This window comes from Erythrobacter sp. JB3-1 (genome assembly GCF_057364995.1).
This window is the reverse complement of record NZ_CP200289.1, coordinates 812,102-837,110: the sequence shown is the minus strand read 5'-3', so window position 1 is coordinate 837,110 and position 25,009 is coordinate 812,102. Positions and strand designations below refer to the sequence as shown.

Here is a 25,009-nt window from a genome sequence, read left to right as displayed (position 1 = left end):
GCCGGGATGCAAGCACTGAAAACGACCAGCACTGCATTGGCGGCTCTCGCGCTCAGTGCATGCTCATTGGCCAGCATCGGCGGCGATGCGCAGGCTTCCACCGCTGACACAGAGGCTAACGTGGCCGCAAACATCCCTCGCGGTGAGCAGCCCGCCAAATGTCCGAGCGAAGGCGCGGCCCTGCAAGTGCTGGGCAGCGGCGGGCCGATTGCCGAGGCGGATCGTGCGGGCACCAGCTATCTGCTGTGGATCGATGGTAAGGCGCGGCTGATGATCGATGCAGGGTCGGGCAGCTTCCTGAGGTTTGCGCAGGCGGGCGGTACGGTGGCGACGCTCGATGCAATATTCCTCACGCATCTTCACGCAGACCATGCTGGCGATGTCATCGACATCCTCAATTCAGGCGGTTTTGAGGGCCGCAGCGAACCTTTGGCCGTGGTCGGCCCCGATGACGCGCCGCGCTTTCCCAGCACCAGCGAATTCTTCGCGCGCTTGCTCAGCAAAGACGGCGGCGCATTTGCCTATAACGGCGGATATGGCGATGGCTCGGAGGGCAAGCCAAAGCTCGACATCCGTGATGTCCGCTCGTTTGAGGGGGATGGCGATGTGACCCCGCTTGATGTGTCGAATGATTTTTCCGCCTTCGCTTATCCGGTGGCGCACGGCGTTGTCCCGGCGTTGGCGTATGAGGTGAAGATTGGCGAGAAGGCCTTTGTGATCACCGGGGATCAGAACGGGCGGACAATGTTTAACTTGATCATGGACGAGGCGAAGCCAGATATTCTGTTCGCGCATCATGTGATCAATGGCCAACCGGGCCAACCGCGCGGCCTGCATCGCACGCCGCAGCAGATTGGTGAGCTGGCGGCTGCGATGAAGCCAGCGCGCGTGGTGCTGACCCATAATATGAAGCGGTCACTGGATGATCTGGACAATGGCCTGTCCGCGATTGCCCAGAATTACACTGGCCCGGTTAGCGTCGCGCATGATTTGGACTGCTACGCGCTCTAGCCCGCTTTCAAGCGGTCGATATCCTGCCGCAGCCGGCTCTTGCGAAAGCCGCCGCCTGAGATGAGCCGCTTAAAATCGGCGAGATGATCAAAATGCTGCAATTGCCGGTGGTAATAATTGATATATTCGAGCACTGAAAAAACACTGGCGAAGGTCGCGGCCCAGCGGTCGGCTGTGCCCACCGCGAAGCCCGGTGCTGCCCAAGCGGCGACGGCAGTGGCGGCCGCGACAACGCTGGCAATCGCCAGCGGTAAGTCGAGCGCCGCGATCCGGCGGATCGTTTCATCCGGAGACGTGCCGCGTTCAATCTGGTGCAGTTTCGCACGCCAATAGACCGCCCCAATCGCCAGCAGAGCCATCATCGGAAGCATTGCCAGCAGCGAGGCAATGCCAAGCTCACCCTCGGCCAGAAACACCATAAACACGGGTATCACTAAGACATTGCCCGCCTCCAACTTCCAATAGCTGGAGAGGCGCGCGGTCAGGCCTTGCCGTGATGTGGGTGGTGTATGTTTCGCCATGCAAACGGATTGGCGCGCGCTTCGTTGCCTGGCAAGCCCGACCTTTCAAGAGCGACCCCTGCGCGCCAGCAATTCGCGCAAGGACGCTTGCCCGGCTCACAGCTTCGCGGCATGAGGCCCGCATGACAGACGCACAACACGACATTATCGTTATCGGCTCAGGCGCGGCGGGTCTCACTGCGGCGCTGGCCATGGCTCAGACCAAGCGCGTGCTGGTGCTGGCCAAGGGTTCGCTGACCGGCGGATCAACCGCATGGGCGCAGGGCGGGATCGCCGCCGTGCTGGATGCGGGCGACACCTTCGACAATCACGTGCGCGATACGATGGTGGCGGGTGCGGGCCTCAACGACCGCGAGACGGTGGAATTTGTGATCGAGCGGGCCCCGGCGAGTATCGACCGGCTGGTGGAGCTGGGCGTGCCGTTCAATCAGGATTCCGGCGATCTGCATCTAACGCGCGAAGGCGGGCATTCGCATCGCCGCATCGTCCATGTCGATGATGCGACCGGCTGGGCGGTGCAGGAGGCGCTGCTCAACGCTGCGAACGCCAATCCGAAAATCACCATGCTGGCTGGGCGGACCTGCATCGACCTCATCACCGATCGCCACCGCACCAGCTATTCCGGCGCGGGCCATGTCTGGGGCGTCTATGCTCTGAACGAGGAAACCGGCGAGGTTGAGAGTCACGTTGCGCGGGCCACCGTGCTGGCGGCGGGCGGCGCGGGGCGCGTCTATCAATTCTCCACCGCGCCGCGCGGAGCAACCGGCGACGGTATTGCGATGGCATGGCGAGCGGGCGCGCGCGTTTCCAACATGGAGATGATGCAGTTCCACCCGACGTGCCTGTACAATTTGGAGGTCAAAAACTTCCTGATTACAGAGGCGGTGCGCGGCGAAGGCGGGCATTTGCTGCACCCGGAAACCGGGCACCGGTTTATGTCGGATTACGATGCGGAGCGGATGGAGCTGGCCCCGCGCGATGTCGTGGCGCGCGCGATTGATGATCAGATCAAGCGCGATGGCCTCGACTATGTCCATCTCGACATCAGCCACCAGCCGCCGGAATTTGTGCGCGAGCATTTCCCGACCATCGACGAGAAGCTGACCGGGCTGGGGATCGATATGACGAGCCAGCCGATCCCGGTTGTCCCGGCGCAGCATTACACCTGCGGCGGGGTGGTCGTGGGGCTGGATGCAAGCACCGACCTGCCCGGCCTTTGGGCAGCGGGCGAATGCACCGAAAGCGGCCTGCATGGCGCGAACCGGCTGGCGTCCAACAGCCTGCTGGAATGCTTTGTTTATGGCGAGGCGGCGGCCTCTGACATTCTGTCGAAATGGGACGACCTGCCGCCGCCGCCTGCGATCCGCGAGTGGGATGCGACCCGCGTGGCAGACAGCGACGAGCAAGTTGTGATCAAGCAAAACTGGACCGAGATCCGCCGCTTCATGTGGAACTATGTCGGAATCGTGCGCACCACCAAACGGCTGGAGCGCGCAGCCAATCGGATCGATCTGCTGAGCCAAGAGGTTGAGGATTATTACGGCAGCTTTGTCGTCACCACCGACCTCATCGAACTGCGCAACCTGCTGCAGGCGGCCAAGCTGATCGTAAGGAGCGCCCTGGCGCGGCATGAGAGCCGGGGCCTGCACTACACGCTCGACTATCCGGAGATGGACGAAGTGCCGCAGGATACGGTGCTGGTGCCTTGACCAGGCGTCGAGATTGATTAACTACAGTTGTAGTCGATCTTCTCTTGCCTCAGGATCCACCCTCTATGATCAGCCGTTATCAGTCTTTTTTGGCGACAGGCCTTTGGGCGCGCATTAGCCTGGCCTTTGCGCTTTTGGCCGCTTCTTTTTTGGTGACGACGTCTTCTGCCGATGCTCATGCAAAGGTCGAGCCTCTGCAATTTGAGGCAAACGGTTTCCAATTGTCCGGCATCCTCACCATTCCCACAGAAAGGGAACCGCAGGCACTGGTGGTGCTGGTCCATGGATACGGTGCGACCAATGTGGTGGAGGAAAAGTGGTATTTTGAGCTCAGAACCCGCTTGGCAAAAGAAGGGGTGGCAACATTTGTCTGGGACAAGCCGGGGTGCGGGGCGAGCGAGGGCGTTTTTGATCCAAACCAATCGGTGGACAGCAGCGCATCTGAAGTGCTTGCAGCTATGCAGCATTTGCGCAGCATAGAGGCGCCGGGCATCACAAAGGCGGGCCTTTGGGGGGTTAGCCGCGCTGGTTGGATTGCTCCTTTAGCGATGGCTCAGGATCCTGAGATTGGCTTTTGGATTTCGGTAAGCGGTGTCGATGCGCTTGAGAGCTTTGGCTATTTGCTGCGTTCAAACTGGGCCATTTTGGGCTATTCTGAGCAGCGTATCGAACAGCTTTATGCGCAGTGGCAGGCGGGCAACCGGATCACGCGTGAAGGCGGAACGCATTCTGACTATTTGGCGGCGACCAAGGAGCTGAGAGCGGACGCGTTTTTTGGCTATATTTCCCCCGCAAGCGTTGAGGTTAGCAAAGAGCAATTCGAAGCGTCTGTTCAATCGGTTCAAGCATTGGCGCAGCCTGTCGATCCGCAAACCAGTCTTGCGGTTTATGTCGATGATTTTGAGGCGATATTGAGCGGGCTAAATGCCGATGTTTTGGCAATTTTCGGCAGGCGCGACAGCATTGTCGATTGGCGCTCCACGCGGGCGCTATATGCCTCAACCATTGGCCAAAACACCGACGCGACGCTGAGTATTGCCGTGTTTGATGATGGCAATCACAATCTGCATCAAAGCAAGACTGGCGGGTTTGAAGAAATGATCGAGATCCTCGCGCAGCCGCAAATGGTAGATGGCTATTTTGAGGAGATCATCGGCTGGATGCGTGGGCAAAGCATCATCAATTGACGCCGTTCATGGACCGATGCGGGAATGCGCAGTAGGGTGGCGCGCCTATGACTATTCTAAAGGCCTTTTTTGCGGTGTTTTGTGCCAGCGTGTTGGCATTGGCTAGCCCCGCCCACGCAACCCCGCCCGATGTTATCGACATTCGCGAGGAGCCGTTTGGCGTCAGCGACACGTATCTGTTTGTCACCCGCACATCGACCGACAATCTCGGCCTGTACGAGTACCGGCGGGCCGAGAGCCATCTGGTGCGGATCGACCTTGAAACGGGCGAAGAGACGAGCTGGGTGCTCGACCGGGTCACGCAGTTTCACGACTATGACGATGAAGGCGATCAGCTTGATTTTGTGACCAAGCGTGATGAGGGCCTAGAACCTCCAAACCCTTATGCAATTTTGATTGAGCACGGCGCGGTGCCTTGGGCTGCTGCGGCGAGTGATGGATGGATCACGCCACAGATTATCCCGGGCGAAGACGCCATCTCGGTCAGCTATGGCGCAGACACGGATTATCGCGTCACGCTGGACGAAGTGGCGAAAGCTCAGTCCAATGTGGTTGAGTTCATGGCGCGCAGCGTCGCCGATTATCGCCGGATGTCGACTGTATCGACGCGCGCAATGTTTGCAGACCGGAAATTGCCGGTGTCGTACTGCACGGCCGATGAAGTGCTCCACTACTTCACCATGGGCCGGGGGCCGGGCCAGCTGATCCGGGTCAATTGCACCAGCGGCGAGGACGACGGCCTGACTTCATTTGTTGTTCAGCTGAAGGCTGTTGATGTGTCCGATATCAGCGAATAGCCGCGTCATTTAGAAGGCCTTCAATATGCAGCGTATTGCCGGATCGGCAGCGTGTTTCGCTGCGCTTGCCGCGATCGCCGGCGCGCCGCTTCAGGCACAAACGCCGGAGACCGCCGCTCAGCAGCCTGCCGCCAGCAGCACGAACTCTATCGTCGTCACCGCTCAGCGTTCCGGCGCGCCGATGTGGACCATCGAAACCGCCACCGGCACCATCATTCTCGTCGGCGAAATTGCCGCTGTGCCCAAGGCGACGCCGTGGCAGCCCGACCGATTGAAAGAAGTCGCGGGCGAGGCGCAGCGCGTCATCCTGCGCGCCCAGCCCAAGGTGTCGCCGGGCGATGTCTTCCGCCTGATCTTCAGCGGCGGGAGCTTTACCAAGCTGCCTGAGAAAACCGTCGCCGCCGATTACCTTGATGAGGCGCAGCTCGCGCGGCTGAGCGCGCTGGAGGCGGCCTATGACAAGGATTATGCGCGCGGCAGCTTCCTGATGACTTCGTTTGATCTGCTCGCGCGGCGGCTCAATTTCGATGATGAGACTACCAAAGGCGCGACCGATATCGTGCGCAAGGCGGCGGATAAGGCCGATGTGCCGATCATCCGCCCAGAGCGGTTTCGGGGCGAAGATTTGCTTGACGATCTGGCTGCGGCACAGCCTGCCTCGCACATCCCGTGCCTAGAGTCCGCGATGACGGCGACCGAGATCGGGCCAGAGCTGATTGAGAAACGCGGTGATGATTGGCGCAGCTTCGATGTGCCCGCCGTGATGGCGAACCCGCTGGAGATTGCGCTGGGCCGATGCTGGCCGTGGGCGGACCAAGAGCTGGGCACGGAAATCCGCGATCAGTGGACCGGTATGATTGCTGATGCTGGCCGCGAGGCGGGGGTGACTTTGGCTGTTGTTCCCTTGCGGGTACTGGCTGAAGAGAACGGCGTTCTCGATCAGCTGGAGGCAGAAGGCATGCCGGTCGCTGGGCCTGACTGGCGGCCTTGATACCTTCCCTTACGTCACCTTGCCGGTTTGCTTGCTCGTGGTAAGGCATGGGCAAAGACGAGAGGAAACCGAACGTGCCACATATCACCGCCAATGGAATTGAGCTGTTTTACGAGGAACATGGCGATGCAGGCGATCCGCCTGTGCTGCTGGTGATGGGGCTTGGCGCGCAGATGACATTATGGCCGATTGAGCTGGTCGAAGCTCTGGTGGCCAAGGGCTTCCGCGTGATCCGCTATGACAACCGCGACATCGGCCTGTCTCAGAAATTCGGCAGCGTCCGGGCGCCCAAGGTCATTTGGCAGGTGCTGCGCGCCAAGATCGGATGGCCGGCGAAGGTGCCCTATACGCTAAAAGATATGGCCGATGATGGCGCGGCCTTGCTTGATGCCTTGGGCATCGGCCAAGCGCATGTGGTCGGAGCCAGCATGGGCGGGATGATCGCGCAATTGATGGCGGTGCATCACGGGCATAAGCTGCTGTCGCTGACCTCGATCTTCTCAACCACGGGCGATCCCAAGCTGCCTCAGGCGGATAAGGCAGCGATTGAAACGCTCACCGCGCCGCTAACCTCTATGGAGGAAGACGATCTGGTCGCGCACGGCATGAAAGTGGTGCAGGCGATTGGCTCGCCCGGCTACCGCGCCGATCCCGATTGGCAGCGAGAGCGGGTGCGCGCCGGTGTTCAGCGCAGCGTCTATCCCGCTGGCCTGCCGCGCCAGCTTGCCGCGATCATCGACGATGGCGACCGGACAGCGCGCCTTGCGAAAGTCAGCACGCCAACCTTGGTGCTGCACGGCGAGGATGATCCGCTGGTAAAGGTCGAAGGCGGCCGCGCAACCGCAGCAGCTATTCCTGGCGCAAAGCTGGTGACGATCCCCGGCTGGGGCCATGACCTGCCGATGCCGTTGATTGATCAGATCGTGGGCGAAATCGCCGAGCATGCAGCGTCAGCCAGCGCGAGCGCAACAGTCCCGGCTTAGTCGATTTTCGCTGCAAAGGCGGCGTAGGCGCCGTATGATGCGACGACGAAGGGCACCAAGTACGTCAGCGCGACTTTGACGAGGTCGGGAGCTTCTCCGGCTAGAATAGCATCGCCGTGATTGATCGCGGTCAATGCGGTGCCGACCACTGCCGACACACCCAAAGAGCGCTTCAGCACCGATCCGCTAAAGCTGCGTTGGAGCGCTGATCTGTTCATTGCGTCTTGCCTGCCCTCATGATCAGGTAACGCCTGTGTCATTTTGCGCGTCTGCGCTCAAGCATATTCAAAAATTGCGCGGCTCGATTCGAATGATTCAAAGGGCCTTCACCACGGTTTTGCCCGCAAAAATTTTTTCGCAGATTCATTTTAGGGCTTGCGCGTTTGACGAGCCTAGCATTTCCGGCGCGTCGCGGCGTTGCAGTGATATAACACACCAGCGGTTTGAGCCGATCTGGATGGTAAATTTACATTTACCCTCTTGCGTCTGAGGCCCCGCTGATTCAGTATTTAGTGGTCCTTACCGCAAGGACACCCACAAGACCTAGTTAAAGTCAGGCGCAGACATCATATCTGCGATGGGGGCAGATTCGGTCTGAAGATGGGTGAAAATGCGGCCAGGGCTGTGGGTAGCGGGGATAAGTAATCCGCGCCCCGGGAGACAATTAATGCTAGGTGAGGGACATCTCGCCGAGTCGAACACATAAAGAACATCGCATGGGTACGGATAAAACCAGTGCGAGGCATAAGCGGGGCTAGGATATAATGGATTTTCGGAACGGAGATGATGCAGCCATGGGTGTGACCGACGGTCTCGACCAACAGACTGATGTGGCCCCAACAGAGGCCAAAACAGGCGAAGGCAGCACAACCGAAAAGCAGGCGATTGACATGCAAGCAGACGATAGAGGCAGCGAAGAACTGGTCGCCGCAAAAGCGGGCGAGGCCTTGGCTGGTGCAATGACAGAAGCGGCAAAAGCTGCGGTTGAGCCTGACAGCAAGAAGGTCAACGATCGCCGGTTCGACGTGAAAACCGATTCCTCGCGCGATGACAATCTGACCGAGTTCGGCAAAGAGACGCTGATCGATCGTTACCTGCTTCCCGGTGAAAGTTTCCAGGATCTGTTCGCCCGCGTGGCCGATGCCTACGCTGATGATCAGGACCACGCCCAGCGTCTGTATGACTACATTTCAAAGCTGTGGTTCATGCCTGCGACCCCAGTGCTGTCGAACGGCGGCACTTCGCGCGGCCTGCCGATCAGCCGCTATTTGAACTCCGTTTCAGACAGCCTCGACGGCATCGTTGGCACTTGGAACGAAAACGTCTGGCTCGCGTCAAAAGGCGGCGGCATTGGCACCTATTGGGGCAATGTGCGCGGCATTGGTGAGCCGGTTGGCCTCAATGGCAAGACCAGCGGTATCATCCCCTTCGTACGGGTGATGGACAGCCTCACTCTGGCGATCTCGCAAGGCTCGCTGCGGCGCGGTTCGGCGGCGTGCTATCTTGACGTATCGCACCCGGAAATTGAGGAATTCCTCGAAATCCGTAAGCCATCAGGCGACTTCAACCGCAAGGCATTGAACCTGCACCACGGCGTGCTGCTGACCGACGAATTCATGGAAGCGGTCCGCGCAGGCGACATGTTTGATCTCAAATCGCCTAAGACCGGCGAAGTGCGCGGCGAAGTCGATGCCCGCAGCCTGTTCCAGAAACTGGTTGAGACCCGCCTTGCCACTGGCGAGCCGTACATCGTGTTCAGCGACACAGTGAACCGCATGATGCCAAAGCATCACCGCGATCTCGGCCTCAAGGTTTCAACCTCGAACCTGTGCAGCGAAATCACTCTGCCAACCGGCATTGACCACCTTGGCAATGACCGCACCGCTGTGTGCTGCCTGTCTTCGCTCAACCTTGAAAAATGGGATGAGTGGAACGGCGACAAGCAGTTCATCGAAGACGTGATGCGCATGCTCGATAACGTCCTGCAGGATTATATCGACCGCGCGCCGGACGAAATGGCCCGTGCCAAATATTCTGCTGAGCGAGAGCGCAGCGTGGGTCTGGGCGTCATGGGCTTCCACTCTTTCCTTCAGCAAAAAGGTCTCGGCTTTGAATCGGCCATGGCTAAGGCGCTGAACCTGAAAATGTTCAAGCATATTCAGGCCAAAGCGTCTGAGGCGAGCATGCTGCTGGCGCAGGAACGCGGGCCATGCCCAGATGCGGCCGACATGGGCGCGATGGAACGCTTCAGCTGTAAGATGGCGATTGCGCCAACCGCGTCGATCTCGATCATTTGCGGCGGCACATCGGCCTGTATCGAGCCGATCCCGGCGAACATTTACACGCACAAAACCCTGTCGGGCAGCTTCATCGTGAAGAACCCGTATCTGGAAAAAGTGCTGCGCGAGAAGTCAAAGGATTCCAACAATGTCTGGAATTCAATCTTGGAAAAGGGCGGCAGCGTCCAACACCTCGACTTCCTGACCGACGAAGAAAAGGCATCGTTCAAAACCAGCTTTGAAATTGATCAGCGCTGGCTGCTCGAATTCGCCGCTGACCGCTCGCCTTATGTCGATCAGGCGCAATCGCTGAACCTGTTCATCCCGGCCGATGTTGAGAAATGGGATCTGATGCAGCCGCACTTCCAAGCGTGGGAGAAGGGCATCAAATCACTCTATTATCTCCGCTCTAAATCAATCCAGCGCGCAGGCTTTGCCGGCGGAGTGGAGGCGGACAACACCGCTAACGCACCAGAGATTGAGCTGAAGGCCGATCTGGGTGTGCCAGAAACAGATTATGATGAGTGCCTGAGCTGCCAGTGATTAGGCAAAATCTAAGACTTTCTGGCGGGGAGATTCCGTAAGAAAAAGGCCCGGTAGCTTTCGCTAACCGGGCCTCCGAACTGAGAGTTTCCCCTCAGCACTTTTGCACCCCGGTAATGCGCCGGGTTAGATCTGAAATCAAGGATACTCTCAACGTTTCACCCCAAAAGAGGGTAGCTTGATGAATAACTTGACGAATTTTCGATGCAAAAATGGACTATCATTTGCGTTCCGACGCAAACATCCCAAAGAGAGTTTTACTGGCTTACCAGGTGTCTATGCCTTGACAGCTATTGTGGATTTCCAAGTTGAGGCATTTGGCTTTCGTGCCACAAACGACCTGTCAGTAGCTGACCAAAGTCAAATTTCGAATGATCCGCTCTTTGATGAATGCCTTGAGTTTGGGCCGGTCGGTGTCTCGGTGTTCATCATGCCGAAATCAACGGCTGCTGACCGTGCGAAACTTGCCAAAGCGTTGAACGATAGTCTCGACGAATATGTGGCAGCATAATCACTAGTAGGCGAGCGCCTGTGATCTTGCTCAATTGCGTATAGGGGGTTTTCTTTGCGTCAAAGTCATGGTTGAATGTCTAACGCTATGAAAACTCGGCAATCTACACGTGTCCCTCTCAACGCCACCGGGTCATACCGCACATCGCGCGGGATGCAGTGGGACGTTGATCTGGAGGATTTGTCCGCTGGCGGCTGTATGATCCACGACCGGCACGGGCGGCTCAATCTCGGCGAATATGTCCGCCTCTACATCGCGGGCACGGGGCCGCATCTGGCCGAGGTCGCCTGGCAGATCGGCGGCAATGCTGGCTTAGCTTTTACCCGGCCCCTGCCGGACCGGGTCTTTGCCGCGCTGGCGGCGGCCGATTGGAACGCAGCGGCAAAAGCATACAGTGATGAAAGCAGGGGCGGATCGGCCCGCCGTTTTGTCTAAGCGCCGCCTGACGCTCTCGACCCACGCGAGGCTCACATGACTCTGGACATTGTGCTGCCCGGAATTCTGCTCTTCATCGCGATCACGGAAGTTCCGATCTTTATGTTCATGCGCGCGCGCGGAATGGTGGGCAATAACGCCGCCAATCTGATGATGCTCGCCTCAGCATCGCTTCCCTTGCTGGCCTATGTTATCTTGAAGTTCCTCTTGCCGGATATCGGCGCAATCGAGGTGTTTTAGTGATGCAACCACAGATCTGGATCGGAATAGCCGGGACGATTTTTGCGCTCGCTTTCATCTTCAATGGTTGGCGCAGCAGCCGCGGCGATCAGTCCGGTCACGCCGCCAATGCTGGGCGGCTGCACATTGTGATGGGCCTAGTCTTCCTGCCGTTCTTGTGGGTTGCGATTGTGGCGACGATGTCATGAGCCCGCTGCGTATCATCACCGCCGCCGGATTGATTGTGCTTCTGTCGGCCTGTGCCAGCCAGATTGATGCCGGGGTCGCGGCCGAGGAAGGCACGCCGGGTTTCCTATGGGGACTTTGGCATGGGTTCGTCTTCCCATGGGCCTGGATCGGATCGCTCTTCAATCCAGAGATTGCCGTCTACGCCGTGCCCAATAAGGGCGCGTGGTATGACTTTGGCTTTTTCCTCGGCATTACGGTGCTGGGTGGGGGCAGCTTCTTTGGATCAAAAAGCCGCAGCTCTGGCTAAGCGCGCCGCTATGCCCGCTATGCCCGCAGGCCTCAAGCGCTGAGGCGCAGCGGCTTTTCTACCTCGACCACTTCGACCCGGTCCCGGCCGCCGCGCTTCGCATTGTAGAGCGCGGCATCCGCCATTTCGATCAAATCTTCGCGTGGCAAGGCCGCCTTTGCTGGTGCCAGAGCAACGCCCACAGATGCCGTTATCCGCGATGCGCTGTTCACATTGGCGGGCAGTTTCATCGTCGCCACCGCCTCGCGAACGTCTTCGGCCAGGCGCGCGGCATCGCCGGGTGTGCGCTCACAGATGGCGGCGACAAATTCCTCCCCGCCATAGCGCGCGACGATCCCTTCGCTGTCGCTGAACACGCGCTGCAATGCGCGGGCGACCAGTATCAGGCATTGATCGCCCGCCTGATGCCCATTGGTGTCGTTGAACAATTTGAAGCTGTCCAGATCGATCATCATCACGGCGGTTCGCCCGCGTGACAGCATGGCGCCGGCATCATCACCCTTGACCGCCAGTGCAACCTTCTTGGCAAAGGCTTGCTCAAAATGGCGTCGGTTGGCCAATCCGGTGAGCGGGTCTCGCTCTGACAGTTCTCGCAGGGCGCGGTTCGCTACGGTCAGCTCTCGCGAGGTTGCCGAGGCGCGCAAATGGAGGAGGAAATTGTGCTGGCGCAGCCGCTCGAACCGGTATGCCAGCGGCACGGTCGACGCGGTCACCACGCACAGCAGCGCAAGATAGTCGAGGTAGGCAAGATAACTATACTGTGCGGTCAGGATCACGGTGCCGAACGTGGCGATGATAAAGGCGGCGTTGAAGGCCAAAAGCTGGCGGATCGAAAACGGCAGGATGACATTGGCAATGCCAACTATCAGCGCTGTCGTGGTTAGAAAACGGGCGGTGTTTTCCGCCGACATTTGCAGGCCCAAATAGGCCATGATCACGGCGAAAGCGACCGGTGCTGCGCCCAGGCAAACCGACATAACGCGGTGCCATCCACGCGCGCCCGCCACCAGGCCGAGCACGGTGATCGGCAGGATCGTAAACGCCCTCAGCCATGCGCCCGCCACAGCCATTTCCGGGTGCATCATAAAGTCCAACACAATCGTGAGGACCGTGACTAGAAAGCCCAACACTAGCAGAAACTGATGATCCGATTTTTGCCGGGCCATGGTCTCACGTACATAATTCTGGCGGATCGCCAATGGCCAGGCATGTTTCGCAGCGCGATTGCGGATGACCGTGTCGAGCGCGGCAGAATCAAGGTGCGGTCCGCTGGTTTCCATGCCCTCAGCCTGCGTATCGCCGGTCTCGTGGATGGGCGCAAATAGGGCGGATGAGAGCGCTTGCGGCGTCAGGTCTGGCGTCAGATCAGGCACGCGGGCCGCCGCTGCATCCACGCGGCCGCTCGCATCCGAGCCATCAGTCTCGCGTGACGCTTGCGCCAGCGCGTCATGCGCCGGAAAAAACTGCTGTAAAACTCCCATTACCGCGCGCCTAGCAAGAGGTGCTTAATTCTGGGTTAGGATCGCATCATATGCTATGCCCTTGGTGCGCGCAGATGGTGACACTTGCGCCAGACGCGCGTGTGCTCGTTGCATGGTCTGCAAGACTGCGGAAAGCCCTTAAGCGCTCGCACGGTTCGACTCACATTTTGCACGGTTTATCCCCGGCGTTGAGTCCATCCTTGCCTTCGTTTTCGTAGTTTGATTCCCTATAAGAGCTCAAGAACACCAATCTAAGGAACACCACATGTCGTTGCTCGAAGCCCGTAAGACCTACAAGCCGTTCGAATATCCGTGGGCTTACGACTTCTGGAAACGTCAACAGCAGATCCACTGGATGCCAGAGGAAGTGCCGCTGGGTGAGGATTGCCGTGATTGGGCGCAAAAGATCACCGAGCACGAGCGCAATCTGCTCACGCAAATCTTCCGATTCTTCACTCAGGCTGACGTCGAAGTGCAGGATTGCTATCACGACAAATATGGCCGGGTGTTCAAGCCGACCGAGATCAAAATGATGCTCACCGCATTCTCCAATATGGAGACGGTGCATATCGCGGCGTACAGCCACCTGCTCGACACGATCGGCATGCCGGAAAGCGAATATTCCGCCTTCCTCGAATATGAGGAAATGGCCGACAAGCACGATTACATGCAGCAATTCACCGTCGACACCGACGAGGATATCGCCCGCACGCTCGCCATGTTCGGCGGCTTTACCGAAGGGCTGCAATTGTTCGCGAGCTTCGCGATGCTGATGAACTTCCCGCGCTTCAACAAGATGAAGGGCATGGGACAAATCGTCAGCTGGTCCGTGCGCGACGAATCGCTGCACTGCGAAGGCATCATCAAGATGTTCCACACCTTCGTGGAGGAACGCGACTGCCTGACCAAGGCGGTGAAGGAAGACATCGTCGATGTCTGTCAAAAGACCGTACGCCTCGAAGATGCGTTCATCGACCTCGCGTTTGAAATGGGCCCGGTCAACGGGATGAGCGCGAAGGAAATCAAGAAGTACATCCGCTACATCGCCGATTGGCGCCTGGGCCAGCTGGGCCTTCAACCGATCTACATGATCGACGAGCACCCACTGCCATGGCTCAGCCCGCTGCTGAACGGTGTTGAGCACGCAAACTTCTTCGAAACCCGCGCAACCGAATATTCAAAAGGCGCGACCAAGGGCGACTGGAACACCGTATGGTCCAGCTTCGACAACCGCCAGAAAGCCAACGCCGCAAACGAAGTGGCCGCGGACAGCGATGGCCCGGATATGTTCGGAGAAACCGAAGCGGCGGAGTAGCACGACTAAAAATGGGCCTTGTTCAAGAGCTTCAAGAGGCTTGTGTTGATCCTAGTGTGCCGGTCCCGACAATTTTGCGGCGTGCGAAGGTGCTCGCATCGAAACTCGACCTCAATGATTTGCGGGTTTGGTTGGATGCTGAACTAAGCGGATATGAATGCTCTCCGAAAGAACTGCCAGCGCATAGAACAGGGGCGGGTCAGCCGAAAGTTTTCAATCCGTATCACGGATGGCAGCCCATCCACACAGGAGATGATTGGTTCGGAAACATCCTAAGAACAGTCTACTTGAACCAGTCCGTTACTGAGCTTGAGCATATGGTCAGTTCTTCCGAAGGCAGTGGTCTTATGATGGTATATAATCCTAAGATTTCGGAAGAAGTTCAAAAGCAGTTACCTGCAAGGATGGATGTTGCTCTTCACTTCTCGGAAGCAGAGGCCGTCGCAGCATTGGACTTTGTTCGTAACAAGATGCTGGATTGGTGCCTTGAACTGGAGCGGCTAGGCATCTCTGGTGATGGTCTGACCTTTGGAAATGACGACAAGAGAGAAGCACGGATGGTGACTAACAATATCTATGGGGGAAATATCGGAGTCCTCGGAGATGTCAGTGGACGGGCCGAAGCAGCAAATTTCACCTCGATTTCGGGAAATATCTCTGCCGAGAAAATTGAAGCGTTTGCCACACAAGTTTCTGATGCAGTTCCTGCTCTACCTACTGAGTGCCAAGCAGAAGTGCGCAATTTAGTCGAAGAGTTGGAAGGCGAAGCGGCCGAGAACGAACCATCTTCTCAGAAAGTCAGTCAAATCTTCAATTCTCTGAGAACTGTTCTCGAAGGGGCATCTGGAAACCTCGCTGCTCAAGGTATCATTGGGGCAATGACAAATCTCATTAGCTCCACCTAATCAAAGTGCCGTCATGTGAGCGTAACCTCGACTCATTTGTCGATGGGACTTTCTTGCTTGAAGCCAGAAAATCAAACCCCGCTCAGCAGCACCTTAGAATACCACACATGAAACGGAATCGCGGCTTTGACGAGCGGGCGGTCGGGCCGGGTTAGCCGGCTGCCGGGAGGGCGAAAGCCTAACTCTACCGAGTCCCCCTACCGTTTACGGGAGGGGTTAGGGGTGGGCGAGGCTTGGTCTGATCGCACCCGAGGCACGTCTAGCTCCGGCAAGGCTCTGTCCTCGAGCAAAAACGCTCACCCTTTAAGACGCGCGATTTCCTCGCGGACAGCCATCACCACCCCATCATCATTCTCAAGCACCTCCGCATTGGTAAATCGCAAGACATTGTATCCCTGTGCGACCATCCACTGATCGCGGGTCTCATCGCGCTGTGGACTGACATCGTGGCTATGCCCATCGAGCTCGATGACGAGCTTCAATTCGCGACAGAGGAAATCCGCGAAATAGGGGCCAACTGGCATTTGCCGACTGAACTTCACGCCAAGTTGACGGCGCGACAGGCGCTCCCATAAGGAGCGCTCTGCTGGTGTCGCTTCATTGCGCAAGGTACGGGCGCGTTTGGTATTGCGAGGTTGCCAATTGGGCATGGTGTTCTTTTGCCCACCCCCAGCCCCTCCCGCAAGCGGGAGGGGAGTAATTAGAGTTAGCGACTGCAAGCCTCGCGGATGCGCTTGCGCAGCACGAAAAAATCAAACCCCGCCCAGCAGCACTTTCGAATACCACACATGAAACGGGATCGCGGCTTTGACGAGCGGGCGGTCGGGCCGGGTTAGCCAGCTGCCAAACATCAAAACCGTGCTGCCCTCGCCGGGCCCAATCGACAGCCAGCTTGCGGTTGCGCCAGAGAAATCGCGCAGGAGGATTTGGGGGTTTGTGTATGTTTGAGCCTCAAGCGCCGGCGTTCGCATCCGCTCACTTAGGCTATCCTCGCTCACGCGACCTTCGGTCGCATCGCTGCGGGCGGGTGCCCTCAACTCTTGGCGCCCTTGCGGCTCGCTAATCTCTCCCCTAGCGAAATTCCCCCTTTTCATAGGCGGTCACGACGCCGGGGCTGGGCACTCGGCATGTGCTGGGGGCGTCGAAGAAGTACAAACACGCCGGGCGGCCATCGCGGTAGGTCACGCGAACATTGCCATTGGCGATCTGGCCCAGCTGGTTAAACCGGTAACGCGCGCTGATCGCGGTGGGGCGGCCAGCGGCATCGGTGCTCGCCACGGACACGCCCGACACGCTGCCCCCGACATAGCGGTTCATCATCCATCCGCGCGCGTTCTCCCGGATCAGCGCATCGACCAGCTTGCCGTAATCGGATTTCACATAGGCCGCGCCGCCGCGCGTGAAGGCGAGGGTCGCTTTGTTCGCGAGCTGCAAGGGTGCTTTACCTGTTCCGAACCGCTCCAGATTGGCTTGAAACCGCTTTACCGCCGCGCTGCTGCAGCTGTTCTGGCCCAGCAGCGCATCCATATCGCCCTTTGCCGCGAGTGCGATATCGGTCATTCGGCGTGCGGTGGCGGCGGGATCATTGCCATTGGGGATGATACTGCCCAGGATTTCGCGCGATTGCTTCGCCTCAAGATTGCTCGATATGCGCAGCAGGGCCGGATCGGCAAAGCGCCCGGTCCCGTAAGTCTCCGACTGAGAGCAGGTGCGGCTGATCTCTGTGCCCCAGCCATCACGAGTCACCGTTTCTCGGACACAGCGGGTGGCCATGATCTCCACTTTATTGGCGGGCAATTGCGCCGGGCATCGCCGAGAGAACGCGTTGATATATTCGTTCAGCAGAAACGCATAGGCATTGCCCTCTGGCTGCATCCGCGCATTGGCAAAATCACCCAGATACAGCGCGGTGACTTCGCTTTCGTAATTGAGGCCGCTCGCCTTCAAACTGGCCGGGGTCAGGCCCGATTGTGCCGCCACCGCGACCGGCGCGATCATCGCCAGCGCCGCGCCAAGTTTCATGGAAAATCGCATAGTCTTCACCCCCCATTTCAAACAAGCGAGACAATATATATCATTTCTTTTGGGAAAATCTCAGGCTTTATTCTAGGGTCTCATGCAGCGACTTGAGGGGGAGACAATATCATGCGAGTTCTGACCAGCAGCGTTCTGGGCGTTTTGGCATCGGCGATGCTGACCGGATGCAGCACCGGCGATGACAGCCGCGTTGCCTCGGCCAGCGCGGCGTCCGATGCGGATGCCGATGTTCTGGCGAGCATGCTGGCGGGCAATTCTGCCACGAGCGGCGCTGAGCTAGAGGCGGCTATTGAAGCGGCCAGTGCGTACCCGCTGGGCTCGGCAGAAAATCCGGTGCGCGCGCATATGCCGCCGGGCCAGCGCGCCTATCTCTCGCGCCTGCGCTGCCAGGATCTTTCGCGGCCCAAATTTTACCGCGTAAGCAGCATGGGCATGTCGCCCTATGGCAATATCGTCGATGGATATGCGGTGACCTGTGAGGGCAGCGAACCGGCCGAAACGCTGGTGCATATCGACATGTACCACCGCGGCCATATTGAAGACCGCGCGATCGAAGGCTTCGGCATCACCGGCGGGCGCAGCGACGGCAGCGAATAGGGATTTGAGGTGGTGATGGGCGCGCGCGGTCAGTGGCCCGCATCGCTTTCCTACAGAGCCCATGCGCGGGTATATGGCGCGGATGGACCACGCGCAGCTTCAATCGGAAAAAGCGATCAATACGCCGTTTTGTGATCGATTGGATTTAAGCGCTAAGACTGTGTTCCAGGCGTTCCAAGCGTGGCTCAGCAGCGACGAACCGAGTGCGGGCGCGGCGTGCGGCTACACCTGGCCCCAGGCGGGGGCGGGGCCTCCACCTCATTGGCGAGGTCGAACTCGACCCGGAAGGTGCGGCCCGTGTAGCGGGCCTCGCACGAGCCATCGTCGCTTTTGGGGCGGCCCATGCGGATCGGGCGGGTGAGAGTATAGGCGAAGGTGGGCGTCTCACTGCCCGCTGGGTCGACCTCGACGCTCCACGTGTTGACGATGGAGGCGCAGTAAGCGCCCTCGAACTCAGGGCGTTCAAACAGGGCGATGCTCTCGGCGTCGACGGGGAACTCCTGACGGATTGCGGTGCCAGCATCGGCTGTGTCGCCGCCATACATGGTGACCGCATCCTCCTCGCCGTCCTCATGGCGGTGGTCATGCTTGAGGCGCAGGCCGGCGTCGGTCTTGGTGATCAGCCAGGTGCGTGATCGGTCCCATACGCCGGGCTCGGTCTCGATCTGAAAGGGGATCGCGATGCGCGTGTCGCTGCATTCGCGGACCTGCATGACCATGGCCTTGCCGACGAAGTCCGCATCCGCTTCGTCCTCGCTGGTGAGCTGGCCGGCATAAGCCTTGCCGCAGTGGCTGGAGAGCGCAGTCCAGAACTCAGCCTGAGTGTCAGCGCCCGCCGCTGGCGATGCGGCGGTGTTGTCGGCTGGCTGGGTGCAAGCGGCGGTGAGGGCAAGGGCGGCGATGCCAGTGGCGGCGAATCTGAGGGATGTGATCATGCCGCTTGGTATCAGCGCGGCCTGCCTCGCGCCACCCGCTCAGCACCAGTCGATGCGCGGCCCGCCCCACTCCTCGGCAAGGCCCTCGCGAACCAGCGTCATGCCCAGGCTCTGCCCGCCGCGTGTTACGACCCGGAGCGCGCGGCCATAGCGGTCAGCGGTACGGCCATCGGCGCTGGGCTGAAAGCTGAAGGGGCCAGCGTTAAGCAGCGCCTGCATGCGGACTGTTGCCTCATCTCCGAGCCGGGCCTCGCGCTGGCAAGCGGGTCGGGCGACCTCTGGCGTGTCGATATCGGCGATGCGGATCTTGGTCCCTTGATACCAGATGGTGTCGCCATCGACGATGCAGGTGATCCGGCCGACGCCAACACACACCGGGAAGCGGGCGCGTTCGGTATCCGCCGCTTCGCTCGCATCGGCTTGGGTGTGCAGTGGGGTGAACGCGGCGGTGATGAGCGCGGCCAAGGATGCGAAGATCAGAGGCAGGCGGAGGGAGTAGGTGCGATGAGTCATCCCCGGGCAATGGCCGGGCGAGGCTCAAGACATCATTCGCTACAACCCCGAGGGTTGCTACCTATCGAGGCACTGCGGAAAGGCGGGATCAGTGAACGGCATCACAGCCGAGCACCAGAACGCGAAAAGGGGCCAGCGCATGGCCGGCCCCGATCGTGGGTCAAGCGCTGCCAGCAGCGCGGTGTTAGGCGAGCCTTAGAACGCCAGCGTCTCTGGGTCTGGCATAGGCTCTTGCTTCTGCGCTTTGAGGAAGCTCATTACGCTGCGCACGCCAACCCAGACGGCGATGACTGGCAGCAGCAGCAAGCCGATCAGCACGAAGGTCAGCAGACCTGCGACGATCGAGGCGGCGAAACCAATCCAGAACGTGCGGATCAGATAGGTGTAGTGCGAAGCCATCCACGGCTCTTGATCTTCGCCCTTCCACACATGGGCGAGAACGATGCCAACAAGGCCGGTGATTCCGGTCACAAAGCTGGCGAGATAGAGCAGGCTGATGATAGTCGGACGGTTGGCGTCGAAGCCGCCATTTTGCGGCGCAGGTTGGCGATTGCCAGAGCTTGGCTCTGGGCTGTTGGTGTTCGTATCGTTCATTGCATGATCCCCATAAGATGCGTTTACGTGTCCCTACGTAACGTAACGTGCGTGTTGTGCAACTGCTCCCATCCACAGCACGGCGCCGCGTCCTCGCGCTCACTCGCACCAATCGCGTGGGGCTGTGCCCCAGCCCGATGCGGCGGCGAGATCGCGTTCGATCATCGTATCGGCCAAATATTCATAGCGATTGCCTGGCTGCTTGCGCCGCACCTCGCGCAGCTCGCGGCCATATTGGTCATAGGGCGGTTCGTCCGCGCCGCTCCACTCAAACGCGCCCTCGCTGAGCCATGCATGGAGGAAATCCCGAGCCTTGATGGCGCGGGTCCGCTCCGCACCGCAGGCTCCGTCCAGCTCGGGTGCGTCGTACCCGGTGAAGCGGATGCGGCGGGCCTCCTCGTCAAAGCCGATGGCCAGCGTATCGCCGTCAATCACACAGCCTCGCACTGGGCTGTTGCCGCGAACGCCGCACAATCCGTAGTCGTTCTCGACCGCGATCCATTCGCCTGTCGCAGTGAGCGGGCGATACACAAACCACCATAGCCCGGTGACGACGGCGGCCAGCACAATCACGCGCGCCGATGCCCACCAGCTTCGTCGCCGTTTGCGTGCTCGTCCTTTGAACATGGCGGGCGTGTAGCAGTCTCCAGCGCGCCAAAGCAAAGGGCCGCTAAGGATTGCTCCCAGCGGCCCTTTATCACTTTAGATCCGGGTCAGCGCCCGGATGTCCGCCAGCTTAAGCGGTGATTTCGGTCAGCGAACCGTTGCCGTTTGGCGTTTCGATGTCGACGCATGTGCCAGCATCAACATAGGTCCAGGCGTTGCCTTGATAGTCTTCGGTGCTGGTGCCAGCACAGCTTGTGCCTGGGCCCGCTGCACAGTCGTTCTTGCCAGCGAGTGAAACGCCAAAGCATTTCTCTTTCTCGCCGCCACCGGCCGCTGCCAGAGCTTCTGCTTCGGTGCTGGCTGCGCCGTCTTCGGCTGGGGCCGAGCCACCGCCTGAACATGCCGCCGCAAGGCCTGCAGCGATTGCGAGAGTGAAAGAACCTTTAGTGCGAGTAGTGATCATAATGTCCTCCAAAAAATCCAATCGGCGGTGGTAGTGCACGCACCGCCCACTGAGCAGTTCGCAGTCCGCGGCGGAAAGGTTACGCGCCGATGCAATTCAATTGCAAGTCTGCGCGTGCAATTTGACGTGAACGCAGCTCTGCACAGCGCTTTCCAGCGAGCGAGTTAGCCGCTAAGCGCTGCGCTCAGCGTCCGGGCCATCACAGCCTCGGGCGCGCCCGCAAAGTTTGAGCAAAGAAGAGCGCTATCCATGACCGCATCCAGCGAGCCGCAAGCCCAAGAGATCGCCAAAGCGCAGGTCTTGATCGAGGCACTGCCCTATTTTCAGCGTTACGCCGGGCGCACTTTTGTGGTGAAATATGGCGGGCATGCGATGGGCAATCCTCAGGCCGCGCGCGACTTTGCTGAGGATATTGTGCTGCTAAGGGCGGTTGGGATTAACCCGGTCGTGGTGCACGGCGGCGGCCCGCAAATTGGCGAGATGCTGGAGAAGCTGGGCGTTGAGACCACCTTTGTCGATGGCCTGCGCGTCACCGATGAAGCGACCGCAAAGGTTGCAGAGATGGTCCTGTCCGGCGCGATCAACAAACAGCTGGTTGGCTGGCTGGCCGAGGCGGGCGGCAAGGCGCTGGGTATCTCTGGCAAAGATGGCGGGCTGGTGCGCGCACGCAAAGTGGAGCGGACCACGCGCGACCCGGAAAGCCACATCGAACAAGTGGTCGACCTCGGCTTTGTCGGCGAACCAGCAGAGGTCGATACCAGCGTTATCGACACCGCGGTTACCGCTGGAATGATCCCCGTGATCGCGCCGATCGCGGCGGGAGAAGACGGCGCGACTTACAATATCAACGCGGACACGATGGCCGGCGCGATTGCCGCCGCGCTGGGGGCAGCGCGCCTGTTTCTGCTCACTGATGTGGCGGGCGTGCTCGATGCAGACGGCGAACTTTTGACCGATCTCAACCCGGCGCAGATCGGGACCTTACGCGACAGCGGCGTGATCAAAGGTGGCATGGTACCCAAGCTGGAGACCTGCGTAACGGCGGTCGAATCCGGCTGCGAAGCGGCGGTTGTCCTGGATGGCCGGGTGGCGCACGCAATGCTGCTCGAATTCTTCACAGCACGCGGCGCTGGCACGCTGGTGCGCGCGTGAAACCGCTGTTAATGCTGGAATGAAGCGTATTAGTCGGGTAATACGGCCTTAGGGACTTCAACCGAGTGGTGCAGCAATTGCCCCACCCACCAATGAAAAGACCAAACGATGCAAGGATTATACGCCGTTTACGACATTGTCTCGCTGCTCACGAGCGCGCTGATCATGCTCATCATCATCCAATTTGTGATTGGCCTGCTGTTCGCCTTTAACGTGGTGAGCCCATCCAATCAGTTTCTGATGTCGTTCTACAATTCGATTAACAGCCTGCTGGACCCGGTGCTGCGCCCGATCCGCAACATCATGCCAGCAACCGGCGCGATTGATTTCTCGCCCTTGGTGCTGATCATCACGCTGCAAATCATCCTCATCATCCTGGGCGCCGTGATCAACAGCGTCTGACCTCACGTAAATCAATGGGAAGTCTGCCAGAATGACCGCCACACGAATTGACGGAAAAGCCTTTGCAGCCAAATTGCGCGAGCGTGTTGGCGCATCGGCGGCGGCATTTGCCGAGGCCGCCGGGCGCAAGCCGGGCCTCGCCGTGGTGTTGGTGGGAGAGGATCCGGCGAGTAATGTCTATGTCCGTTCCAAAGGCAAGGCGACCGTCGCTGCCAATATGGAGAGTTTTGAGCATCGTCTGCCCGCAGACACCAGCGAGGCGGATTTGCTGGCGCTGGTGGATCAGCTCAACAATGATGATGCGGTCGATGGCATCTTGGTTCAACTGCCGCTGCCCAGCCATCTCGATGAACAATCGATCATCGCCTCGATCAGCCCGGACAAGGACGTCGATGGCTTTCACGTGATCAATGCCGGTCGGCTTTCGGTCGGCCAATCGGGTTTTGTCCCATGCACGCCGCTGGGCTGTATGATGCTGCTGGCTGACCGGCTGGGCGATCTTTCCGGTCTGGAGGCGGTTGTGATTGGTCGCTCCAACATCGTGGGCAAACCGATGGCTCAGCTGCTGCTGGATGCCAATGCCACGGTCACCATCGCGCACAGCCGGACCAAGGATCTCGCCGGGGTTGTTAAGCGCGCGGACATCGTCGTTGCCGCAGTTGGCCGTCCAGAGATGATCGGCAAGGACTGGCTAAAGGATGGCGCAACTGTGATTGATGTAGGCATTAACCGGCTGCCGCCAGAACCCGGCGCAGAGAAGGGGCGGCTCGTTGGCGATGTGGCCTATGACGAGGCCAGCGAAGTGGCCGCTGCGATCACGCCCGTGCCCGGCGGGGTCGGCCCGATGACGATCGCTGTGCTGCTGCGCAACACTTTGGTTGCCGCGCATCGCAACGCGGACCTCGCCGTGCCGGAGGGGCTATGAGACTGATCGCAATTGCCGCGATGACAGCGGCGCTCGCTGCCTGTGCAGCCCCGCAGCGCGGCCCATCAAACGATGTTATCAACCGCGTTCTCATTGGCGTGCCGGGCGAGGCTCAGCCAAGCCGCATTGTTGCGACTGAGGTTGCCTTTTCCCGCACCGGCCAAGAGCAAGGCGTGCGCACAGCGCTAAGGCAATTCGCGACTTTGAGCGGCCAGATCCATCTTGGCGAAGGGGTGGTCGATGTCGCCAGTGCTGGCGGCTTTAACAACGACCCAAATGAAGCCCCGGAATTCGGCACGCGCAGCGTCTGGATGAGCTGCGATGGGGCGACCGCCGTTAGCCAGGGCCGCTTCCGCGACAAAGACGGCATTGTCGGCAATTACACCGCCGTGTGGGAGCGTCAGGGCGTTAGCGACTATCGTTATTCCTATTTTGTATTCGGCCCAGACAACCCTCAGCCGCCGCGGCGCGAGGCGCCGCAAGAGGGCGATATTGTGGTGACCGCGCTCGATACTATTCGCGCCGATGTGGCCGATTGTTCGCGGCGCGGCGAGACCATTCCCTCGCCGCCGCCCGTCACAATTGGCGAAGGCTACACCGAGGGCGGCAAGCTGTCGCGCGATGGCACTTTGCGGTGGCGCTGGGTCCATTATGACGACACGCGTCGGCGGTTTGTGCTCGATTATCTCAGCAAGGGCAGCCGGAAAACGGCCTATGATGAGTTATTCAATCTGGCGCTTGAGACAGAGGAATAGCAGCAATGCTGCCAGAACTTTTCGTCTCTGCCTTTATCACTCTGTTTGTGGTTATCGACCCGCCTGGCTGCGCACCGATTTACGCTGGCCTGACCAAGGGCGCAACACCTGCTCAGGCCCGAAATATGGCGCTGCGGGCGAGCGGTATTGCGGCGATCATTCTGGTGATTTTTGCGTTCTTTGGCGAAGATCTGCTCTCCGCACTGCACATTGAGCTCAACTCCTTCCGGATTGCGGGCGGGCTGATGCTGTTCTGGATTGCGTTTGAGATGGTGTTCGAAAAGCGCACACAGCGCCGCAATGAACGCGCCGATAAGGTTAGCGCTGCCGAGGTTGAGGACGTCTCTGTCTTCCCGATGGCTATGCCGATGCTTGCCGGACCCGGTGCGATCGCTGCGGTCATGTTGCTGATGAACGAGGCGGACGGGTTTGAAGAAACCGCCGAAGTGTTCGCTGCGCTTGGTCTGGTGCTGGCAATCACCGCGATTGCGCTGGTTGCCGCCGGTCCGTTGATGCGCATTTTCGGCGACAAGGTGGAGGCGGTGATCACCCGATTGCTCGGTGTGCTGCTTGCCGCGCTCGCCGCGCAATATGTGATCGACGGCCTGCGCGGCGCCTTTGCGATCAGCGGTCCAGCGGCTTGATCA

The 25,009-nt window shown here is 59.5% G+C and carries 31 protein-coding genes; 20 read left to right on the top strand and 11 right to left on the bottom strand.

Annotated elements, in window-relative coordinates; genetic code table 11:
- The first annotated feature begins 6 nt into the window (after positions 1–6).
- Complete coding sequence (locus tag AC0V6M_RS03880) at positions 7–1,011, top strand: MBL fold metallo-hydrolase (protein ID WP_486137548.1); 1,005 nt, start codon at positions 7–9, stop codon at positions 1,009–1,011.
- Here AC0V6M_RS03880 and AC0V6M_RS03875 read toward each other — a convergent pair.
- The gene (locus AC0V6M_RS03875) at positions 1,008–1,532 is read right to left on the bottom strand and encodes a hypothetical protein (protein WP_486137547.1); all 525 of its coding nucleotides are present in this window, start codon (positions 1,530–1,532) and stop codon (positions 1,008–1,010) included. The genes AC0V6M_RS03880 and AC0V6M_RS03875 overlap by 4 nt on opposite strands.
- Before the next feature lie 122 nt (positions 1,533–1,654).
- On the opposite strand from AC0V6M_RS03875, the gene nadB reads away from it, so the two are divergent.
- The 5 genes from nadB to AC0V6M_RS03850 all read left to right on the top strand — a co-directional run bounded on the left by nadB (position 1,655) and on the right by AC0V6M_RS03850 (position 7,199).
- A complete protein-coding gene (gene nadB, locus AC0V6M_RS03870; protein ID WP_486137546.1) occupies positions 1,655–3,241 on the top strand; it encodes an L-aspartate oxidase in 1,587 nt (528 codons plus the stop codon).
- Between the two features lie 152 nt (positions 3,242–3,393).
- Positions 3,394–4,428 carry an alpha/beta hydrolase family protein gene (locus tag AC0V6M_RS03865; RefSeq protein WP_486137545.1) on the top strand — a complete coding sequence of 345 codons (1,035 nt, stop codon included), beginning with the start codon at positions 3,394–3,396 and terminating at the stop codon, positions 4,426–4,428.
- A 47-nt stretch (positions 4,429–4,475) separates the two neighbouring features.
- Positions 4,476–5,225, top strand: a complete 750-nt coding sequence (locus tag AC0V6M_RS03860) for a hypothetical protein (RefSeq protein WP_486137544.1) — start codon at positions 4,476–4,478, stop codon at positions 5,223–5,225.
- Between the two features lie 25 nt (positions 5,226–5,250).
- Positions 5,251–6,216, top strand: coding sequence for a TraB/GumN family protein (locus AC0V6M_RS03855; protein ID WP_486137543.1), 966 nt, complete (start codon positions 5,251–5,253; stop codon positions 6,214–6,216).
- 74 nt (positions 6,217–6,290) lie between these two features.
- Positions 6,291–7,199 (top strand): alpha/beta fold hydrolase, encoded by a 909-nt coding sequence (locus AC0V6M_RS03850; protein ID WP_486137542.1) that lies wholly within the window; start codon positions 6,291–6,293, stop codon positions 7,197–7,199.
- On the opposite strand, the gene nrtS is transcribed toward AC0V6M_RS03850, so the two are convergent.
- The gene (gene nrtS / locus AC0V6M_RS03845; protein ID WP_486137541.1) at positions 7,196–7,417 is read right to left on the bottom strand and encodes a nitrate/nitrite transporter NrtS; all 222 of its coding nucleotides are present in this window, start codon (positions 7,415–7,417) and stop codon (positions 7,196–7,198) included. The genes AC0V6M_RS03850 and nrtS overlap by 4 nt on opposite strands.
- 546 nt (positions 7,418–7,963) lie before the next feature.
- Here nrtS and AC0V6M_RS03840 point away from each other — a divergent pair.
- The 6 genes from AC0V6M_RS03840 to AC0V6M_RS03815 all read left to right on the top strand — a co-directional run bounded on the left by AC0V6M_RS03840 (position 7,964) and on the right by AC0V6M_RS03815 (position 11,682).
- Positions 7,964–10,021, top strand: coding sequence for a ribonucleoside-diphosphate reductase subunit alpha (locus tag AC0V6M_RS03840; RefSeq protein WP_486137540.1), 2,058 nt, complete (start codon positions 7,964–7,966; stop codon positions 10,019–10,021).
- A gap of 181 nt (positions 10,022–10,202) precedes the next feature.
- Positions 10,203–10,532 carry a hypothetical protein gene (locus AC0V6M_RS03835; RefSeq protein WP_486137539.1) on the top strand — a complete coding sequence of 110 codons (330 nt, stop codon included), beginning with the start codon at positions 10,203–10,205 and terminating at the stop codon, positions 10,530–10,532.
- 87 nt (positions 10,533–10,619) lie between these two features.
- Complete coding sequence (locus AC0V6M_RS03830; protein WP_486137538.1) at positions 10,620–10,967, top strand: PilZ domain-containing protein; 348 nt, start codon at positions 10,620–10,622, stop codon at positions 10,965–10,967.
- 36 nt (positions 10,968–11,003) lie between these two features.
- Complete coding sequence (locus AC0V6M_RS03825) at positions 11,004–11,207, top strand: hypothetical protein (RefSeq protein WP_472644056.1); 204 nt, start codon at positions 11,004–11,006, stop codon at positions 11,205–11,207.
- A 2-nt stretch (positions 11,208–11,209) separates the two neighbouring features.
- Complete coding sequence (locus AC0V6M_RS03820; RefSeq protein ID WP_472644057.1) at positions 11,210–11,395, top strand: hypothetical protein; 186 nt, start codon at positions 11,210–11,212, stop codon at positions 11,393–11,395.
- Positions 11,392–11,682 carry a hypothetical protein gene (locus tag AC0V6M_RS03815; RefSeq protein ID WP_486137537.1) on the top strand — a complete coding sequence of 97 codons (291 nt, stop codon included), beginning with the start codon at positions 11,392–11,394 and terminating at the stop codon, positions 11,680–11,682. The genes AC0V6M_RS03820 and AC0V6M_RS03815 overlap by 4 nt, the downstream gene beginning before the upstream one ends.
- A gap of 32 nt (positions 11,683–11,714) precedes the next feature.
- Here the strand turns inward: AC0V6M_RS03815 and AC0V6M_RS03810 are convergent, their stop codons facing one another.
- The gene (locus tag AC0V6M_RS03810) at positions 11,715–13,163 is read right to left on the bottom strand and encodes a GGDEF domain-containing protein (protein ID WP_486137536.1); all 1,449 of its coding nucleotides are present in this window, start codon (positions 13,161–13,163) and stop codon (positions 11,715–11,717) included.
- Between the two features lie 265 nt (positions 13,164–13,428).
- On the opposite strand from AC0V6M_RS03810, the gene AC0V6M_RS03805 reads away from it, so the two are divergent.
- Both AC0V6M_RS03805 and AC0V6M_RS03800 read left to right on the top strand, forming a co-directional pair.
- Positions 13,429–14,478: a ribonucleotide-diphosphate reductase subunit beta gene (locus AC0V6M_RS03805; protein WP_486137535.1), complete on the top strand. Its 1,050-nt coding sequence runs from the start codon at positions 13,429–13,431 to the stop codon at positions 14,476–14,478.
- An 11-nt stretch (positions 14,479–14,489) separates the two neighbouring features.
- Positions 14,490–15,383, top strand: a complete 894-nt coding sequence (locus tag AC0V6M_RS03800; protein WP_486137534.1) for an AbiTii domain-containing protein — start codon at positions 14,490–14,492, stop codon at positions 15,381–15,383.
- Between the two features lie 296 nt (positions 15,384–15,679).
- On the opposite strand, the gene AC0V6M_RS03795 is transcribed toward AC0V6M_RS03800, so the two are convergent.
- From AC0V6M_RS03795 to AC0V6M_RS03785, 3 genes are all read right to left on the bottom strand, one after another.
- Complete coding sequence (locus AC0V6M_RS03795) at positions 15,680–16,033, bottom strand: endonuclease domain-containing protein (protein WP_486137533.1); 354 nt, start codon at positions 16,031–16,033, stop codon at positions 15,680–15,682.
- 102 nt (positions 16,034–16,135) lie between these two features.
- Positions 16,136–16,420: a hypothetical protein gene (locus tag AC0V6M_RS03790; RefSeq protein WP_486137532.1), complete on the bottom strand. Its 285-nt coding sequence runs from the start codon at positions 16,418–16,420 to the stop codon at positions 16,136–16,138.
- A gap of 34 nt (positions 16,421–16,454) precedes the next feature.
- Positions 16,455–17,405, bottom strand: a complete 951-nt coding sequence (locus AC0V6M_RS03785; protein ID WP_486137531.1) for a hypothetical protein — start codon at positions 17,403–17,405, stop codon at positions 16,455–16,457.
- A 123-nt stretch (positions 17,406–17,528) separates the two neighbouring features.
- Between AC0V6M_RS03785 and AC0V6M_RS03780 the strand changes: the two genes are divergently transcribed.
- On the top strand, positions 17,529–18,017 hold the full coding sequence (locus AC0V6M_RS03780; protein ID WP_486137530.1) for a hypothetical protein: 489 nt from the start codon (positions 17,529–17,531) through the stop codon (positions 18,015–18,017).
- Positions 18,018–18,202: 185 nt separating this feature from the next.
- On the opposite strand, the gene AC0V6M_RS03775 is transcribed toward AC0V6M_RS03780, so the two are convergent.
- From AC0V6M_RS03775 to AC0V6M_RS03755, 5 genes are all read right to left on the bottom strand, one after another.
- The gene (locus AC0V6M_RS03775; RefSeq protein ID WP_486137529.1) at positions 18,203–18,952 is read right to left on the bottom strand and encodes a hypothetical protein; all 750 of its coding nucleotides are present in this window, start codon (positions 18,950–18,952) and stop codon (positions 18,203–18,205) included.
- A gap of 39 nt (positions 18,953–18,991) precedes the next feature.
- On the bottom strand, positions 18,992–19,465 hold the full coding sequence (locus tag AC0V6M_RS03770) for a thermonuclease family protein (RefSeq protein WP_486137528.1): 474 nt from the start codon (positions 19,463–19,465) through the stop codon (positions 18,992–18,994).
- A 195-nt stretch (positions 19,466–19,660) separates the two neighbouring features.
- Positions 19,661–20,059: a DUF4870 family protein gene (locus AC0V6M_RS03765; protein ID WP_486137527.1), complete on the bottom strand. Its 399-nt coding sequence runs from the start codon at positions 20,057–20,059 to the stop codon at positions 19,661–19,663.
- Positions 20,060–20,158: 99 nt separating this feature from the next.
- Positions 20,159–20,626 (bottom strand): thermonuclease family protein, encoded by a 468-nt coding sequence (locus AC0V6M_RS03760; RefSeq protein WP_486137526.1) that lies wholly within the window; start codon positions 20,624–20,626, stop codon positions 20,159–20,161.
- A gap of 169 nt (positions 20,627–20,795) precedes the next feature.
- Positions 20,796–21,128, bottom strand: coding sequence for a BufA1 family periplasmic bufferin-type metallophore (locus AC0V6M_RS03755; RefSeq protein WP_486137525.1), 333 nt, complete (start codon positions 21,126–21,128; stop codon positions 20,796–20,798).
- Positions 21,129–21,377: 249 nt separating this feature from the next.
- On the opposite strand from AC0V6M_RS03755, the gene argB reads away from it, so the two are divergent.
- The 5 genes from argB (at position 21,378) to AC0V6M_RS03730 (ending at position 25,006) form a co-directional block, all read left to right on the top strand.
- Positions 21,378–22,280 (top strand): acetylglutamate kinase, encoded by a 903-nt coding sequence (argB, locus tag AC0V6M_RS03750; protein WP_486137524.1) that lies wholly within the window; start codon positions 21,378–21,380, stop codon positions 22,278–22,280.
- A gap of 108 nt (positions 22,281–22,388) precedes the next feature.
- The gene (locus AC0V6M_RS03745; protein ID WP_472640829.1) at positions 22,389–22,682 is read left to right on the top strand and encodes a YggT family protein; all 294 of its coding nucleotides are present in this window, start codon (positions 22,389–22,391) and stop codon (positions 22,680–22,682) included.
- Between the two features lie 31 nt (positions 22,683–22,713).
- On the top strand, positions 22,714–23,607 hold the full coding sequence (gene folD / locus AC0V6M_RS03740) for a bifunctional methylenetetrahydrofolate dehydrogenase/methenyltetrahydrofolate cyclohydrolase FolD (protein WP_486137523.1): 894 nt from the start codon (positions 22,714–22,716) through the stop codon (positions 23,605–23,607).
- Positions 23,604–24,362, top strand: coding sequence for a hypothetical protein (locus AC0V6M_RS03735; protein WP_486137522.1), 759 nt, complete (start codon positions 23,604–23,606; stop codon positions 24,360–24,362). Before folD ends, AC0V6M_RS03735 begins: the two co-directional genes overlap by 4 nt.
- A 5-nt stretch (positions 24,363–24,367) precedes the next feature.
- Positions 24,368–25,006: a MarC family protein gene (locus tag AC0V6M_RS03730; protein ID WP_486137521.1), complete on the top strand. Its 639-nt coding sequence runs from the start codon at positions 24,368–24,370 to the stop codon at positions 25,004–25,006.
- The last annotated feature ends 3 nt before the right edge of the window (positions 25,007–25,009 follow it).

Coding starts and splice junctions, on each gene's coding strand:
- AC0V6M_RS03880 (WP_486137548.1), top strand. CDS start 7: ATGCAAGCACTGAAAACGACCAGCACTGCATTGGCGGCTCTCGCGCTC.
- AC0V6M_RS03875 (WP_486137547.1), bottom strand. CDS start 1,532: ATGGCGAAACATACACCACCCACATCACGGCAAGGCCTGACCGCGCGC.
- nadB (WP_486137546.1), top strand. CDS start 1,655: ATGACAGACGCACAACACGACATTATCGTTATCGGCTCAGGCGCGGCG.
- AC0V6M_RS03860 (WP_486137544.1), top strand. CDS start 4,476: ATGACTATTCTAAAGGCCTTTTTTGCGGTGTTTTGTGCCAGCGTGTTG.
- AC0V6M_RS03855 (WP_486137543.1), top strand. CDS start 5,251: ATGCAGCGTATTGCCGGATCGGCAGCGTGTTTCGCTGCGCTTGCCGCG.
- nrtS (WP_486137541.1), bottom strand. CDS start 7,417: ATGAACAGATCAGCGCTCCAACGCAGCTTTAGCGGATCGGTGCTGAAG.
- AC0V6M_RS03840 (WP_486137540.1), top strand. CDS start 7,964: ATGGATTTTCGGAACGGAGATGATGCAGCCATGGGTGTGACCGACGGT.
- AC0V6M_RS03835 (WP_486137539.1), top strand. CDS start 10,203: ATGAATAACTTGACGAATTTTCGATGCAAAAATGGACTATCATTTGCG.
- AC0V6M_RS03830 (WP_486137538.1), top strand. CDS start 10,620: ATGAAAACTCGGCAATCTACACGTGTCCCTCTCAACGCCACCGGGTCA.
- AC0V6M_RS03825 (WP_472644056.1), top strand. CDS start 11,004: ATGACTCTGGACATTGTGCTGCCCGGAATTCTGCTCTTCATCGCGATC.
- AC0V6M_RS03820 (WP_472644057.1), top strand. CDS start 11,210: ATGCAACCACAGATCTGGATCGGAATAGCCGGGACGATTTTTGCGCTC.
- AC0V6M_RS03815 (WP_486137537.1), top strand. CDS start 11,392: ATGAGCCCGCTGCGTATCATCACCGCCGCCGGATTGATTGTGCTTCTG.
- AC0V6M_RS03810 (WP_486137536.1), bottom strand. CDS start 13,163: ATGGGAGTTTTACAGCAGTTTTTTCCGGCGCATGACGCGCTGGCGCAA.
- AC0V6M_RS03805 (WP_486137535.1), top strand. CDS start 13,429: ATGTCGTTGCTCGAAGCCCGTAAGACCTACAAGCCGTTCGAATATCCG.
- AC0V6M_RS03800 (WP_486137534.1), top strand. CDS start 14,490: ATGGGCCTTGTTCAAGAGCTTCAAGAGGCTTGTGTTGATCCTAGTGTG.
- AC0V6M_RS03795 (WP_486137533.1), bottom strand. CDS start 16,033: ATGCCCAATTGGCAACCTCGCAATACCAAACGCGCCCGTACCTTGCGC.
- AC0V6M_RS03785 (WP_486137531.1), bottom strand. CDS start 17,405: ATGAAACTTGGCGCGGCGCTGGCGATGATCGCGCCGGTCGCGGTGGCG.
- AC0V6M_RS03780 (WP_486137530.1), top strand. CDS start 17,529: ATGCGAGTTCTGACCAGCAGCGTTCTGGGCGTTTTGGCATCGGCGATG.
- AC0V6M_RS03775 (WP_486137529.1), bottom strand. CDS start 18,952: ATGATCACATCCCTCAGATTCGCCGCCACTGGCATCGCCGCCCTTGCC.
- AC0V6M_RS03770 (WP_486137528.1), bottom strand. CDS start 19,465: ATGACTCATCGCACCTACTCCCTCCGCCTGCCTCTGATCTTCGCATCC.
- AC0V6M_RS03765 (WP_486137527.1), bottom strand. CDS start 20,059: ATGAACGATACGAACACCAACAGCCCAGAGCCAAGCTCTGGCAATCGC.
- AC0V6M_RS03755 (WP_486137525.1), bottom strand. CDS start 21,128: ATGATCACTACTCGCACTAAAGGTTCTTTCACTCTCGCAATCGCTGCA.
- argB (WP_486137524.1), top strand. CDS start 21,378: ATGACCGCATCCAGCGAGCCGCAAGCCCAAGAGATCGCCAAAGCGCAG.
- AC0V6M_RS03745 (WP_472640829.1), top strand. CDS start 22,389: ATGCAAGGATTATACGCCGTTTACGACATTGTCTCGCTGCTCACGAGC.
- folD (WP_486137523.1), top strand. CDS start 22,714: ATGACCGCCACACGAATTGACGGAAAAGCCTTTGCAGCCAAATTGCGC.
- AC0V6M_RS03735 (WP_486137522.1), top strand. CDS start 23,604: ATGAGACTGATCGCAATTGCCGCGATGACAGCGGCGCTCGCTGCCTGT.
- AC0V6M_RS03730 (WP_486137521.1), top strand. CDS start 24,368: ATGCTGCCAGAACTTTTCGTCTCTGCCTTTATCACTCTGTTTGTGGTT.